Annotated in this window: 16 protein-coding genes; 1 reads left to right on the forward strand and 15 read right to left on the reverse strand. The window is 40.2% G+C overall.

Features of this window, described 5'->3' with window-relative positions:
• Window positions 1-540: 540 nt before the first annotated feature.
• The 9 genes from ADP71_RS09710 to ADP71_RS09750 form a co-directional block, all read right to left on the reverse strand.
• Window positions 541-903, reverse strand: a complete 363-nt coding sequence (locus ADP71_RS09710) for a roadblock/LC7 domain-containing protein (RefSeq protein ID WP_019957059.1) — start codon at window positions 901-903, stop codon at window positions 541-543.
• A 28-nt stretch (window positions 904-931) separates the two neighbouring features.
• The gene (locus ADP71_RS09715; protein ID WP_019957058.1) at window positions 932-1,570 is read right to left on the reverse strand and encodes a hypothetical protein; all 639 of its coding nucleotides are present in this window, start codon (window positions 1,568-1,570) and stop codon (window positions 932-934) included.
• A gap of 4 nt (window positions 1,571-1,574) precedes the next feature.
• Window positions 1,575-2,111, reverse strand: coding sequence for a GTP-binding protein (locus tag ADP71_RS09720; protein WP_019957057.1), 537 nt, complete (start codon window positions 2,109-2,111; stop codon window positions 1,575-1,577).
• Window positions 2,112-2,129: 18 nt separating this feature from the next.
• Complete coding sequence (locus ADP71_RS09725; protein WP_171461118.1) at window positions 2,130-2,894, reverse strand: hypothetical protein; 765 nt, start codon at window positions 2,892-2,894, stop codon at window positions 2,130-2,132.
• Window positions 2,780-3,331 carry a hypothetical protein gene (locus ADP71_RS09730; protein ID WP_171461119.1) on the reverse strand — a complete coding sequence of 184 codons (552 nt, stop codon included), beginning with the start codon at window positions 3,329-3,331 and terminating at the stop codon, window positions 2,780-2,782. Before ADP71_RS09730 ends, ADP71_RS09725 begins: the two co-directional genes overlap by 115 nt.
• Before the next feature lie 2 nt (window positions 3,332-3,333).
• Window positions 3,334-4,827 carry a tetratricopeptide repeat protein gene (locus ADP71_RS09735; RefSeq protein WP_171461120.1) on the reverse strand — a complete coding sequence of 498 codons (1,494 nt, stop codon included), beginning with the start codon at window positions 4,825-4,827 and terminating at the stop codon, window positions 3,334-3,336.
• Window positions 4,828-4,888: 61 nt separating this feature from the next.
• On the reverse strand, window positions 4,889-7,075 hold the full coding sequence (locus tag ADP71_RS09740) for a polysaccharide biosynthesis tyrosine autokinase (protein WP_171461121.1): 2,187 nt from the start codon (window positions 7,073-7,075) through the stop codon (window positions 4,889-4,891).
• Between the two features lie 19 nt (window positions 7,076-7,094).
• Window positions 7,095-7,529, reverse strand: coding sequence for an arsenate reductase/protein-tyrosine-phosphatase family protein (locus ADP71_RS09745; protein ID WP_026353344.1), 435 nt, complete (start codon window positions 7,527-7,529; stop codon window positions 7,095-7,097).
• A gap of 34 nt (window positions 7,530-7,563) precedes the next feature.
• The gene (locus tag ADP71_RS09750; protein ID WP_216603996.1) at window positions 7,564-8,700 is read right to left on the reverse strand and encodes a polysaccharide export protein; all 1,137 of its coding nucleotides are present in this window, start codon (window positions 8,698-8,700) and stop codon (window positions 7,564-7,566) included.
• A 185-nt stretch (window positions 8,701-8,885) separates the two neighbouring features.
• Between ADP71_RS09750 and ADP71_RS09755 the strand changes: the two genes are divergently transcribed.
• Window positions 8,886-10,139, forward strand: a complete 1,254-nt coding sequence (locus ADP71_RS09755) for an IS256 family transposase (RefSeq protein WP_104931213.1) — start codon at window positions 8,886-8,888, stop codon at window positions 10,137-10,139.
• A 267-nt stretch (window positions 10,140-10,406) separates the two neighbouring features.
• Here the strand turns inward: ADP71_RS09755 and fabG are convergent, their stop codons facing one another.
• From fabG to sucC, 6 genes are all read right to left on the reverse strand, one after another.
• Window positions 10,407-11,147, reverse strand: coding sequence for a 3-oxoacyl-ACP reductase FabG (gene fabG, locus ADP71_RS09760; protein ID WP_019957051.1), 741 nt, complete (start codon window positions 11,145-11,147; stop codon window positions 10,407-10,409).
• Between the two features lie 640 nt (window positions 11,148-11,787).
• Complete coding sequence (locus ADP71_RS09765) at window positions 11,788-12,048, reverse strand: hypothetical protein (protein ID WP_019957050.1); 261 nt, start codon at window positions 12,046-12,048, stop codon at window positions 11,788-11,790.
• Entirely contained in the window at window positions 12,045-12,461 is a 417-nt protein-coding gene (locus tag ADP71_RS09770; protein ID WP_019957049.1) for a phage holin family protein, read from the reverse strand. The genes ADP71_RS09765 and ADP71_RS09770 overlap by 4 nt, the downstream gene beginning before the upstream one ends.
• Before the next feature lie 74 nt (window positions 12,462-12,535).
• Window positions 12,536-12,847: a DUF883 family protein gene (locus ADP71_RS09775; protein ID WP_019957048.1), complete on the reverse strand. Its 312-nt coding sequence runs from the start codon at window positions 12,845-12,847 to the stop codon at window positions 12,536-12,538.
• Between the two features lie 172 nt (window positions 12,848-13,019).
• Window positions 13,020-13,913, reverse strand: a complete 894-nt coding sequence (sucD, locus tag ADP71_RS09780; protein ID WP_104932088.1) for a succinate--CoA ligase subunit alpha — start codon at window positions 13,911-13,913, stop codon at window positions 13,020-13,022.
• An 11-nt stretch (window positions 13,914-13,924) separates the two neighbouring features.
• Entirely contained in the window at window positions 13,925-15,088 is a 1,164-nt protein-coding gene (gene sucC, locus ADP71_RS09785) for an ADP-forming succinate--CoA ligase subunit beta (protein ID WP_019957046.1), read from the reverse strand.
• Window positions 15,089-15,175 lie beyond the last annotated feature (87 nt).

Genomic DNA, 15,175 nt, shown 5'->3' on the forward strand with positions numbered 1-15,175 from the left:
AACATGACACGCCAACACTCAATCAAAATAAAATTTCAATTTTTATATCTCATATAAGATATGCCATCATTGAAATAAGCATTCAAAATATCATGTGCATTGAATATCCATGACATGGCATACACCCTCAATCAATCTTTACTATACAATGGCTTCAATTGAATCAGGCCTCATCTAAAAAATGCTGACTTTGTTTCGCCAGATGAAATAAGAATATATCATAACATCAATAAAAAGAGCGTCCTGTAATATTTACAGGACGCTCTTTTTATTGGTATTTGAAACCACAGTTGACACGCCACTCAATCAAACCAATCATATACCTATGAAAACAACCACAGTCATCAAAATTTAACCTAATTACACCATCATATGATAAAAAAATATTAAGACTGCGCTATTACCTATGTATGACAAAATATTCAATCAGATGAAAAAGCCCGGTCTCAAAAAGACCGAGCATTCATGTAACAATTACTTTAGAAGTAGCGTGATTACAGAGTTAGGCAAATATTTTGCCTAACCTTCTTAAAAATAATCTTACAAGATATCAACGATGTTTTTAGCAGCACGCTTGGCATCTAAGAAAATCAAACCTAACTTAGCACCTTCTTTGGCAATCACCGTCAATACAGCATCGTGACCTGCATAACTCATCAAAATATAACCATTGCTACCTTTAACCATCACTTGGTCAAGATCACCACGATTCAATTCACGTGCAGTACGTTCACCCAAGGCCAACATCGCAGCTGCCATTGCACCAACACGATCTTCGTCTACATCTTGAGGTAACAAAGCTGCCATGGTCAAACCATCGGCAGAGATAATAGCAGATGCTTCGATATCTGCTGATGAGCCATTTAAATCACTCAGAATAGACTTGAGCATTTGTTCACGCATTTAAATTCTCCAACTTCTAAAATAAAAATTAAAAACCGTAACGTTGATATAAGATCTCGACCATTTTTACAAATGCATCTGATTGTAACTGGGGAGTGCCTGCAATCACCAATACAAATTTGTATTCACCAAAATACAATGGGTAAAAAGCCAAATGACTTTGTCCCGATGGATCACAAATACCCCATGCACTTTGGTTGATGTTCAAATTGTTACGAATCAATAATGCATGTTGCTCTGATAAACGTATTACTTCACCAGCCAGTGCCGAGATTTCCTCAGCAGACTCATGATGAAATCCTGACTCAGCAATATAGAGACCTGTATCATTGGCCAATAGTGCGCGACCCGTATCCGATAATTGTTTCAATAAGTCTGGCAACGTCGCTTCCATATTATTCGCAGAAACCAATTCAGGCTCTAAAGTGCCTGTAATAAACTCTAGCTTCTGTAAACGATACAAGATATTGACGGCAGACTCTAAATTGTCTGTTTGCCCCCATGCTTGCACTTTTTCAGCGGTCGCATTGATGGGCTTACGCTCTCCTAAAACATTACATAAGAAGGTGCGACTAGGATTTTCTGCATTACCCGAAACCGCAAAATAAGCACCAGCTGGTGTTAGCTTAGGATAAAGCTCTGACTGTAATGAGAATTGTGCTTGCATACGATTAAGCCTCTAAACCAGGGTCAATCGAAAATAATAAAGCCATCACCAAATTTTTAACGTCGTTCTCCTCACGAGCATCAATTTCAAATACTGGCGCATTGATTTTGTTCTCATGTAAATAATTACGATAGACATCCAAATTTGGTTTAGGTTGCAAATCCATTTTTGTCACACCAATCACCATCGGAGCAACCTCAATCAAATCTGCAAAGGCTTCCATAAAAAATGTTAGGTCTTTTAACGGATTAGAACGCGTATTGTCTAACATCAAAATCAAACCGATACTACCTTGGCTTAAAATTTCCCACATAAAGTCAAAACGCTCTTGACCCGGAGTACCATATAAATGCACCTTTGTTGACTCATCCAGACGAATCACACCATAGTCCATCGCCACAGTCGTATTGGCTTTACGTGATAAGGTCATATCAGATGCACGAGCATCTGTTTGAATGGGCGGTTCATCACTGATTGCAGCAATGGCAGTAGTTTTACCAACTCCAACAGGCCCTGTAAAAATAATTTTACTTTCAATCATCGAATCCTACCTTAAATTTTATTTACCTGTTAATTTTTTCAACAAACGCTGCAACATTGAGCTTGGTTGCTGCTTAGGACGTGCTGGCGACGCAACAGGAGCCGCTTGTGTAACCTGATTCTCATTTTCTGACACTTGCTGCGATGCAGAATGATTAGCAGTAGTATGTACAGTTTGTTGCTGACCTTGCGAGCCTAATCCAACTGTAGCTGATGCTGTAACTCCAGCTGATGTAGCAGATGTCATTCGAATCAAGTTTGTGACATGGCATGCAGAGATGAAATTTAGCAAATCTGTTAATTCAACCCGAATCATTTTATACGTCATAGGTAAACTAACTGGCGATTTGGTTAAAAAAGCAGATAAGCGCATCGCATCTGGTATATATGCCAGTCGAGTAATATTTGGCCAACTGTGTAATGAAATCGGCTGATTAACATTCAAATCATTAGGCAATCGACCCTGTGAAGTCCAGATAGCAAACTGCCACAAACACGAATCCATTTGTGCCTTAGCATGTTGTTTCCATTCTGGATGATCACCAATTTTTTTAACCTGAATCACAATATTAGCATCTTGACAAATTTGCTCTAAACGACTTGGAGCCACGGCCAACAATACTCGTTCAATATCAGCAAAATACATCAAAATAGGTTTGTTTTCTACAATCAAAGCCACATTTTCAGCCTGTTTGGCCGCTTGACGCAACGTTCCCAATAAACCTTGATGTGCATCAAATAATTGCAGCTGCTCAACAGGGAAACGCACATCACGCGGTGCCATAGTTGCCACAGGCTCATCAGATAGCGTATTTTTGTAATCTTTGGCTTGTTAAATGACAATCGGTCACGACCAGAACCTTGTTCACCGCCTTCTGTCGCCTTAAATGTCACCAACCCCGACAAAGCAGCTCTTAATACAGGAAATAAAGTTTCTATTTTGATGGGTTTAGGCAAATAAGCAACATCAAATTTAGGCTCCATAATAGATGAGTAGACTTTAGGAATACCTGCGTATTGAGCACAAGCTTTTTCCCATAATTCTTCTCCTCCCATACCATCAACATCAACTACCAAAACATCGGCCTGAGTATTACTTTCTGCCAATTGATAGTTGGTCGCTGAGTGCATTTTGAATGCCATGCTGAAAATTGCAGATTTTCGAGCATCTACCCCTAATAACATTACCTTCACTGAAGGCATATTAGACACTGAGTTCATGATTAGGCCACCATTCCAATATTATTATTTTTGAATTTTTGTACTAGCTTCGCCATCACCAAGATAACTTCCTCTGGTAAGTCATGCACATCGGTACGCAAACGTTTAGAGAATTCTTCTAGGCGCTCCCAACTTTCAGCACGCTCATACAATTCAAACAAATTGACATACAATTGAGGTTCATTTTTATGCAACTTAATACCTTGTTCAAGCGCTTGCATCGCCTCATCTAATTGGCCATACATCAAATAAGCATCGGCCTCTTGCAAAATACTATTTACATCTCGACCCAAGCTTTTCGCCAAGCTAGAACCTGTATCATCACTTACCAATGGTAAACTCATGCTGGCACTTTTAGGCTGCATTCGATAACCAAACTCACGACCAATATCACGTACTTCTTGCTCATTGCTAACCATAGCCAAACGATTTAATACTTCATGATTGCCTAAACTATAGCCCCAGCCTAACATTTTATCTTTAATATTTTGACCATTCTTGCCCAAAATATTATACAACTCCCATAAATGATGGGCGAATGCATCGATATTTTTATTTTGGTAATCCAAGCCCAATGCGTCCACCAATGCAGCTGCTGGATTTTTCAATTTAGACAATGAACGGTCAAATTTATGTGTAAAAGTAGTGTAATCGGCAAAGGTTCTCATCAATTTTACTGCGTGATCATTAGGTAACATCGCAGAAATCACTTGCAACTCTTCATGTGTTACCGGCTGTAAGGAACCATGTCCGACCACCAATTTACCTTCTTCGATGCCAGTAGCAGCACGAGCAACCATCTGAATATTAGAATCATGACTTGCCATACTCTCAGCTGGCATAGCCTGAGATTTTTCTGCAACAACTTGATTCTCATGCTGTTCAGTATGCAAAACCTGCGTATTAATGGTTTCAACATCCCAACTCAACACTTCATCCGCTAATACACGTAATTCTAGGTTATTAGCATCTTGCTCCAAACCAACACGAATGATTTCACCCACTTGCTCATTAGTGAATTCATTTTTGCTGGTTCTTACAAAATCACTCAACGCCTCGTAGTTTTCTAAGCTTAAATATAATGAAGACAATTCTAATAAAATATCTACATTTTTAACTTGGTGAGATTGAATATAAGCATGTAAGGACTCAGCTGCTTTATCCAAATAACCGAATTCTTTATAAACTTTGTATTCTGTTAAAGGATCGACCTCCTCTACAGATACCTTAACAGGTTGGCTCAAATTAATTTGAGTTAGCTGATCTTCAATGTTTTTAGAAGCTGAGTCACTTTCCTCGGTTTCAGAATTGGCATGCTCACCTTTAGCTTGCCTAGACTTATCTGATTTTTGAGCTTCGTTTTTATTTTTTTTCTTCAGCCCTGCTTTTTCAGATGCTTGACTGCCAGCGGCCTTAGATTGCTTTTCCTTCACAATCTTAAAGACCACTAACAAACCAATCAAAGCAACAATTAAAATAATGTGCATTGTTTCCAATTGAATCACCTTAATCAAATATCAATTTGGTATTTTTAACTTTTTAAAAGTTATCAAATATTTAAGATCGATGTTGATAATTATTATATGCCTCATACGCATATTGGTTATTTGCAGATTTTTCTACGCCATTCAAAACAGCACCTTTAACCACAACATTACTACTGTTAAATCGTGAAATAGTATTTTCAATATCTTGTTCGGTTGTCACGCCATAACGTGCCACAATCACAGTACTACCTGCTTGCTGACCCATGATTGCCGCGTCAGTAACTGCCATAATAGGAGGTACATCCAAAATAATATAATCGTATTGACTCATTGCTTCTTTGAGTACATGAGTTAAATCTGAGCTCATCAACAATTCAGCAGGATTATTTGGTAATTCGCCCCTCGTGATAATATCCAAACCATCTATTTCAGTTTTGCGAATAGCATCATTTACGGTACATTTACCAGATAGCACATCACTAAAACCAAAGTCTAATGGCTGTTTAAGCATGGCATGTAAATAGCCATTTCTCATATCTGCATCAACAATTAAAACTTTTTTAGACGATTGCGCCATCACAACAGCCAAGTTCACACTGACAAAGCTTTTACCCAAACCTGAAGTAGCGCCAGACACCATCAAAATATTATTTTTAGCTTCCATCACCATAAAGTAAACACTGGTACGCAATGCTCTAATAGCCTCTACCGTTGCATCAGTTGGCATTTCTTTAGCTAACAAGTAATCTGTACGAGTTGCTTTACTGTTGTTTTTACTTTTAAATAATGTATCTTTGTTTTTTTGCACTGTCGATAATGGAATGCTGGCTAACACATCCACACCCAATTTATTTAAACTCTGCGCTTCCGTAATCGTACGATTAAATAAAGATTTTAATACAAAATAGACAGAAGCCAAACCAGCGAAACCGATTGTTAACAAGAACAATATCAATGATTTTTTCGGTTTAATCGGCTCTTCTAAGGTAACTCCCTCATCTACTACGCGCACTTTACCAGAACTACTTGCCTGTAAAATTGAGAACTCTTGGCGCTTATTCAACAACTGCATATACACTGCCTGCTGTATTTCTACTTCACGACGCAAACGAATAATATCTTGTTGTAGCTGTGGCATAGTGGATACACGCTGCGTCAAACTATCTTTATTACTCATTAAAATTTTTCGTTGTTCCAACAAGGCTTGGTAGTTTGGATGATCTTTGGTAAACAATTCAGCCAACTCGGCTTCTTTAGTCGCCAACATAGTCAAGTCCGCCTCTATTTTCGTGAGGTTCTGTAAAATCGAGGCGGCCTCTACCGTCAGATCAATTGTCGCATTTTTTTCACGGAAAGCATTATATTCATCTTCAGCAATTTGCAAAGACTCTTTGGTTACAGGCAGCTGCTTATTAATAAAATCTAAGCTTTTTCCTGCAGAAGAAATACCAAACTCTTGATCTTGTACCACATAATTTGACACTACCTGATTCAAAATATTTTTAATCAGGGCTTTATCCGTACCCACATAAGAGAAAGCTAAAATACCGGTATCACGCCCAACGTCATTAACTGTTAAATTATTACGCATCGCTTCAATAGCTGCCAGGCGAGACTGTTTTGTTAATAGAAACTTCTGACCCTCTTTGGCGTCAATCTGACTCACAAAGAGTTCAATTCCCGAAGCTTTCAAAGAACTACCTACTTTACCCTCTATCGGATTAGAATCAGCGGCCTTACCATCAATATCTTCAGGTATATAAAGACGATAACTTTTACCATCAATATTTTCTAAAATAAACTCTCGGTTTCTAAGTTGATCGGATATATTAAATACTTTAACCCCTAAAGCTTTATTGGCAGCTATATTGTCACGTGATAATTGGCCTATCAAAGGTAATTCATCATATTGAATTTGCAGATCTATACCCAAATCATCCACAGTCTTGCCTAAAACCATACGGGATCTAGCTAAGTTGATTTCAATATCTGATTTATTACCACCACCACCACCTAACAAACTTGCAGCACCGCCTCCTCCAAGAATCGAATTATTTTGATTTGAACTAACTTGAATCAATGCAGAAGCTTTGTAAACAGGAGACGCCAACATCAAATACACCACTGCTAACAACAATCCTGCCCCTCCTGCTGCAATAATTTTATACTTATTAAAATTAATTACATCCCATAATTGATGTAAATCAATTTCATCATTTCGAGAATTGTTATTACGTGTATTTTCTGCATTAGCCATCAACAATAATCTTCCAAATTTAACCTAATTTTTGTGCCCAATATTTCGCTGCGTCATCAACTTTTTGATAAACCAATGCAAACATTTCATCACTTTTTTGATAAGGATCGGCAATATCTTTATCGCCACCAAGCCACTGGCCAAATAGCATAACCTTGCCTCGAGACATAGGACAAATACCATCAATCACATTAGCGTGCCCAGCTTCCATGACTAAAATCAAATCCGCCTCTTGACACATTTTTTGAGTCAACTGCTTGGCCTCATGCTTAGATAAATCAATATGATGTTCTGCTGCAATAGCTTGAGCTTGTGCATCAGCCTGACTCCCAACCAAAGCCTTGACCCCTGCTGAATCAATTTGACAACGAGTCACATATTTTTTCAACAATGCCTCACCAATAGGCGATCTACAGATATTCCCTACGCATACTACAAGTATTTTATTAAACATACTACCATCACCATGCTACTTATCTTTTTTAGAATTAAAAGCTACCAACCGAATTACTTACCGCCAATAAACTTGATACTGAAGGGAAAATATTAGATAAAACGCGATTCCAACGTGCCACAGGAGCCGCAGTTACATAAACCACATCATTAGGCTCTAGTTGAAACTGCGCTCCCAAGACATGAGCACTGGCATCAGATAAGTCCAGTTGGTAAATTTTACCTATTTTATTATTTGACATACCACTTTCAGCTCTAATCACAAAAACACCTTTGGCATTAGCAATATTATTATTCAAGCCATTGGCTGCACCTAAAGCAGCCGTTAATGTCATGCCAGCGGGTTCCATACGCAACGTTTTTTGCGCCTGTACTTCTCCTAAAATGTGCACTTTCATACGCTCATTATTAGGTACATAAACCACATCGCCATCTTTCAACAATAAGTTTTGGCTTAAATCACCGTGTTGCATCAAATCATACAAAGAAACTGCAAGATCTCGACCATCACGAGTGATTTTAATATTTTGGATGTCCGCATTTTCATTGTAACCGCCCACATTATTAATGGCATCTAACAAAGTTAAAGGAACATTCGTAATAGGCAATTGATTAGATGCCCTCACTGCACCAGAAACATACACTCGTTGCGAACGGTATTGAACCACATCAACTTCAACTTTAGGATTTTTAATATAGCCCGCCAAACGCTGAGTGACGATACGACGAATTTCAGTCGTGGTTTTACCTGCAACAGAAATAGCGCCCACATAAGGATAATAAATCCGACCATCTTCATGTATAACTTGACCAGCAGTTGTTGGCATATCTCTAGAAGATGACACAGGTACAACCCCAACTGGAGCCATCAACTGAGGATGATCCCAAACAGTCACTCTCAATACATCGCCAGCTTGTACACGATATTGGTATTTTTGCTTGGCTTGCAATAATGCAATATTTTCTTTTGAATGCAACGCAGGTTTTTGCAAACGCTGAACCAATAAAGGTGTAATAGGATAAATATCTACCAACTCATCAATACTGACGTGTTGATCTGATTGTGCTACAACATTTTTATTATTAATTTTGAGTGCAGAACCCGGAACCGTACAAGCAGCTAAGCTGGCTACCATGGAACTAATTAAAACAATATTCTTTACTGATTTCACTGTGCGTGTACCCAAAATTTTAAAATTAACATTCAATCGACATCAACCCACTCTACCAACATCACCATACCAAATATATAGTATATGAGCTATAGTCATTTCTGGTGTATGACGAACAAATGAAGAAGGCGTATCCTGTTGATTGATTTCCGACCAAAGATTTCAACCAACAAAAGGAATACGCCATGACTGATTCTAACCCAAATGCATTCGTACAACCACAGCAAACATTCAATGACCCATTGACCGATTTGCTGCGTCAGGGAGCCAGGGAGTTGATTGCCAAAGCAGTTGAAACCGAATTGCAGATTTTGCTGGAGCAACACTCACCCAAGAAACTTCCCGATGGTCGCCAAGCATTGGTCAGAAATGGTTATTTGCCGGAACGAACAGTGCAGACTGGCATTGGTGATGTACAGGTGAAAGTGCCGAAGGTACGAGATCGCAGTGGTGACGGTGTGTGTTTCAACAGTCAATTGTTGCCGCCTTATTTGAAACGTACCAAAAGCATCGAAGAATTGCTGCCATGGCTGTATTTGAAAGGCATTTCCACAGGTGACCACCAACAAGCTTTGGCGGCTGTATTGGGAGAGCAGGCCAAAGGCTTGTCAGCCAATACCATCAGTCGTTTGAAGCAACATTGGACGGACGAACATCGGCAATGGAGCCAGCGGGATTTAAAGGGCAAACGCTATGTGTATTGGTGGGCCGATGGCATTTACAGCAATGTGCGATTGGACGATAGACTGTGTTTGCTGGTCATCATTGGTGTGACTGATCAAGGACATAAAGAGTTGGTGGCGGTTGAAGATGGTTATCGGGAATCTGAAGTCAGTTGGTCAGAAGTGTTGATAGGCTTGCGTTTGAGGGGTTTGGAAACCAGTCCAAAATTGGCGGTCGGCGATGGTGCGTTGGGCTTTTGGAATGCCATGGCCAAGTCTTATCCAGACACCAAACATCAGCGCTGTTGGGTGCACAAAACGGCCAATGTGTTGGCAGCCGTACCCAAATCGGTACAAGGCAAATTGCGAGAGGCTTTGAAAGAAATTTGGATGGCCGAAACCAAAGAAAGTGCAGAACAAGCCTTCAAACAAACAGTGGCTCGCTTTGGTGACAAATACCCCAAAGCCATTAACAAACTGGTGAAGGATGAAGAAGAGTTATTGGCATTCTATGACTTTCCAAATGTGCATTGGACGCACATCCGCACCACCAACCCGATTGAATCCACGTTTGCTACCGTACGATTGCGTAGTAAGCGGGCTAAAAACTGCGGTTCCAGAGAAACCACTTTGGCGATGGTGTACAAATTATTGGAAACGGCCCAAAAGCGTTGGCGCCGGATTCAAGGATTCAACTTATTGACCTTGGTGGTCAACAACGTCATCTTCAAAGATGGCAAGCAGGAAGACGAGCAATCAACAGAGAAAGCGGCCTGAATGCCATACACCAGATTTGACAATAACTCATAGTATATATTGATTTGCATTAATTCTTAGTGGATCAAACAAACGTTTCACTATGGCTTATATATAACACTCACAGCAATGCCAATATTATAGATAGATATATTTATTTAGATTCTAACCGAAATTGCCATCAATGTAACTGTTAGATATCAATTAAGCACCATTACTAAGCCAAATTCCCAACATCTCATAAAAAAAGCGCCCTGTAAAATTACAGGACGCTTTCATTCAATTCAATTACAAAGTTAAGCCACCAGTGACTTCAATGGCTGCACCATTAATATAGCTGGCTTCATCTGACGCCAAGAATGCATATACATTCGCGATTTCACTTGGCTCAGCCAAACGTTTCATCGGAATGTTATCCGCCATACTTTGCAATACTTTTTCTGGCATGGCTTTCAAAATTGGCGTACCTACAAAACCTGGACAAACTGCATTGGCACGAATGCCTTTTTTACCCAATTCGCGCGCCCATGTTTTCACCATACCAATGACACCGAACTTCGTAGCAGCGTAATTGGTTTGGCCAAAGTTGCCGTACACGCCCACAACTGAGCTGGCATTCAAAATCACGCCAGAGCCTTGTGCCACCATAGTGTCTACCAAAGCGCGCGCCATGTTGTAAGAGCCTTTCAAATTGATATCGATGACTTTATCAAATTGGTCTTCAGTCATTTTAATCAATTGCGCATCCAATACGATGCCAGCATTATTAACCAAAATATCAATGCGACCTTTATCAGCTAACAACGCATCGCGCATCGCCGCAATTTGGTCTGTTTTGGTCACATCCAAAATGTAACCGACCGCTTGACCGCCAACAGCCTCAACTTCTTTGATGGCTGCATCAATGGCTTCTTGATTCAAATCACCAATGGCTACAAACGCACCTTCTTGTGCAAATTTGATGGCAGTTGCCAAGCCAATACCACTTGCACCACCCGTAATGATTGCAACTTTATCTTGTAAACGCATTTTATCAGTTTCCTTCTACGAAATTTAGTTTCATTTTTGCTCTGTAGTAGGCGTACCTTAACCGATTTTTTTGCAACGCACAACAAAAAATTTAAGCTGATTTTTTCTTTAACATAAAGCAACAATACTGCGATTCACACTGGTAAAAACCAAAGAAATAATCTATTTAACATACATCATTCCTATCTGGATGAGACATTAATCTCAATCTAACTTTTTTTCCGTGAGTATCAAATACGGTACACCGAAGCCACTCTTAGCTTTAACGCTGTTAACCACCATGCTCACCCAATATCACCAAAATGTTATTTCCAGTCATCTATAAGAATTATTTTCAGATGGTATTCAGATACTATAATCGTACTCAAATTAATCAATTTAAACGTTGCTGTTTTTGCCAAATCCAACCAACCAATGGGCAATACTCTATCACCACATCATAAACACCTTATAAATAAAACAGTTTTCCTCTCAAACACTGTGTATCTTTAACCAAACGCACATCTAATATAATTGTTGTAAATTTCTTACAATTATTCATAAAAAAGCCAATTCGCCTGAATCAATGCCCTCATTGACCAATACGCACCATAAATCCATTGAAAACCAAAGAAAAACGCCTGATATTCAGGCGTTGGGTTTAAGAGCGCTTTTTCTTAAAAAATGCCAGTAGCGCAGTGATGACCAGCATTAAAATTTTATTGTGCACAGTGTTCGGTGTTATAAAAGCGCGCCAAGTCTCTGGATTGACCTCACCCAATTGCCTCACTACCGATACATTGCCCAACAAAGAATGGGATGTTTTCTTACGCAAATGGCGGGCATATTGATTATTCAACATACGCAAGCGAATGATTTGTGCTTCTAACTCCAATAATTCTTTTTCTTCATCAGGTGTCATTTTTCCAACTCCTCAATATGAATGTCACCGTAATTTTTTTGCCCGCGAATATAGGCTAAGTCGTCCTGTAAATCATCCAGTGTGGTTTTTAAAAATGCTTGTTGACTTTGCAAAGCATTCAAAATCATGGCTGTCAAAGAGGCAACGACAATCAGAGCCAAGCCAACCAATCCAAAAAACACCCAAATTTTTGCCACTGGGCTCAATACAGCATTCAAAGCAAACAACAAACAAATAATACCTAGAAATGCGACCACTACCGCAGCAATGGCACACAAGATGATTTTTAACAACGCATCTTTGAAACCCAACAAATCTACCCGAGCCATTTTGGCGCGTATCAACAGCAAATCTAAACCGTCGCCGAGCAAATCTTTTAACAGTGAAAATTGACTTGGATGGTCTTTACTCACAAGCTTCTCCTTTCACATCAGATACAAACTGCCTCAGAATGATGCTCATCCTGAGGCAGACTATTGAGATTATTTCACTTGCGTGTCAACAACACACCCAATAACAAACCCGCAGCTGCCGCAATGCCCAATGCTTGATAAGGTTTTTCATGCACCAATACATCGGCCTGCTTGGCCGTTTCTTTGGCTTTGTCTGCCACAGTCGCTTCTAACGAAGCGTATTTGACCTTGGCATTGTCCAATTGATCTTTCAATTTAGACTTTAATTCTTGCGCTTCGGCAGATCCATCATCTACTGCCGATTTGTACAATGTTTCAGCCTCTTTCAAAACTTCGCGCACATCGTTCAACAATTCATTTTTGCGATTTTCAAATTCTTGTGACATCTTTCATTCCTCCAGAAGTAAACAATCAATCTGCGATGGCAATCAATAACTACACATTTATTGCACTCGCTATATCTTAAGCATACAACAAAAAGCGTCCTGTAAGTTTACAGGACGCTTTTATTTTCAAATCTACACAAACATTTCATTTATGTTGATTTTTATCAAGCCATTACTTAACCATGCCACGTGCTTTTAACACTTCCAACATGGTCGAACCCAACTCAGCAGGGCTACGAGTGTAAGCCATGCCTGCGCGTTCAAAAGCTGCGAATTTCTCATCAGCAGTACCTTTACCGCCAGAAATAATCGCACCAGCATGACCCATGCGTTTGCCTTTAGGCGCAGTCACACCCGCGATGTAACCAACAACAGGTTTGGTCACGTTAGATTGGATGTATTCGGCTGCTTCTTCTTCCGCAGTACCACCGATTTCACCAATCATGATGATTGCGTCAGTATCTGGATCGTTTTGGAACAATTCCAAAGCATCAATTTGGTTCATACCAGGAATCGGGTCACCACCGATACCGATACAAGTAGACTGACCCAAGCCCAATTTGGTGGTTTGCGCCACAGCTTCGTAAGTCAAAGTACCAGAACGAGAAATGATACCGATGCGACCTGGTGTATGAATGTGACCTGGCATAATACCAATTTTACATTCGCCTGGAGTGATCACGCCTGGGCAGTTAGGACCTACCAAACGTGTACCATTACCGTTGGTTTCCAAGTAACGCTTGGCTTTCAACATATCAATCGTTGGCACACCTTCAGTAATCACCACAATCAAGCCTACGCCTGAATCCACGGCTTCAACAATAGAATCCAAAACAAAAGGTGCTGGAACGTAAATTACAGAAGCATCTGCACCTGTTTCAGTAACCGCTTCACGCATGGTGTTGAATACTGGCAAGTTCAAGTGAGATTGACCACCTTTACCAGGAGTCACACCACCGACTACTTGAGTACCATAAGCCAAAGCTTGCTCAGAGTGAAAAGTACCGTTTTTACCGGTAAAACCTTGTACCAATACTTTGGTATTTTTATTGACTAAAACGCTCATTCATTCACTCCTTATTTAACAGCTTCAACGATTTTTTGAGCTGCGTCAGACAAGCCGTCAGCAGGGATCAACTGCAAACCAGAATCACGCAAAATTTGCGCGCCCAATTCTGCATTGTTGCCTTCCAAGCGCACAACCACTGGTACGGTTACGTTCACTTCTTTGACCGCAGCAATAATCGCTTCAGCAATCATGTCGCAACGTACAATACCACCGAAGATATTAACCAATACGCCTTGCACAGAAGGATCAGCCAAAATCAATTTGAACGCTTCAACCACGCGTTCTTTGGTCGCGCCACCACCAACATCCAAGAAGTTTGCAGGTTGGCCACCGTACAATTTGATGATGTCCATGGTTGCCATTGCCAAACCAGCACCGTTCACCATACAGCCGATGTTGCCTTCCAAAGCCACATAGTTCAAATCAAACTCAGAAGCTTTCAATTCACGCTCGTTCTCTTGAGATTTGTCACGTTGAGCAGCCACTTCTGGCAAACGGTACAAAGCATTAGAATCGATGCCGATTTTTGCATCCACACAAGCCAATTCGCCATTTTCACGCACAGACAATGGGTTGATTTCAAACAAAGCAAAATCGTTTTCAACAAAAGCTTGGTAAGAACCTGTCATCAATTTGACGAATTGATTGATTTGCTTGCCTTCCAAACCCAAAGCAAACGCCGTTTCACGCGCTTGGTTAGGCAACAAGCCTACCAATGGATCCACAGTCACTTTGATGATTTTTTCAGGTGTTTCTTCTGCTACTTTTTCAATTTCCACGCCACCTTCAGTTGATGCCATGAAAGTGATACGACGGCTAGAACGATCTACCACTGCACCCAAGTACAACTCACGCGCTACTGGATACATGTCTTCACAAATCAACACGCTGTTAACTGGCTGACCCGCAGCATCTGTTTGGTAAGTCACCAAATTGGTACCAATCAAGCTCTCAGCCACTTCTTTGGCTTCTTCACGGGTTTTAACCACTTTAACACCGCCAGCCTTACCACGACCACCAGCATGGACTTGTGCTTTAACGACCGCAAATTTACCACCCAATTCGTCAAACGCAGCCGCAGCTTCGTCACCATTGGTGGCCAAGATACCACCTTGTACTGGCAAACCGTAATTTGCTAACAAGGCTTTTGCTTGATATTCATGTAAATTCATCAGAGTTTCCTCTATCTAAGTTAAACGAATTGCTTACGCAATCATCAGTTAATACACTCAAAATTCATCATTCAAAGCCGTCTGTAC

It is taken from the genome of Vitreoscilla sp. C1, from assembly GCF_002951955.2.
In the GTDB taxonomy this organism is placed as follows: Bacteria; Pseudomonadota; Gammaproteobacteria; order Burkholderiales; family Neisseriaceae; genus Vitreoscilla; species Vitreoscilla stercoraria.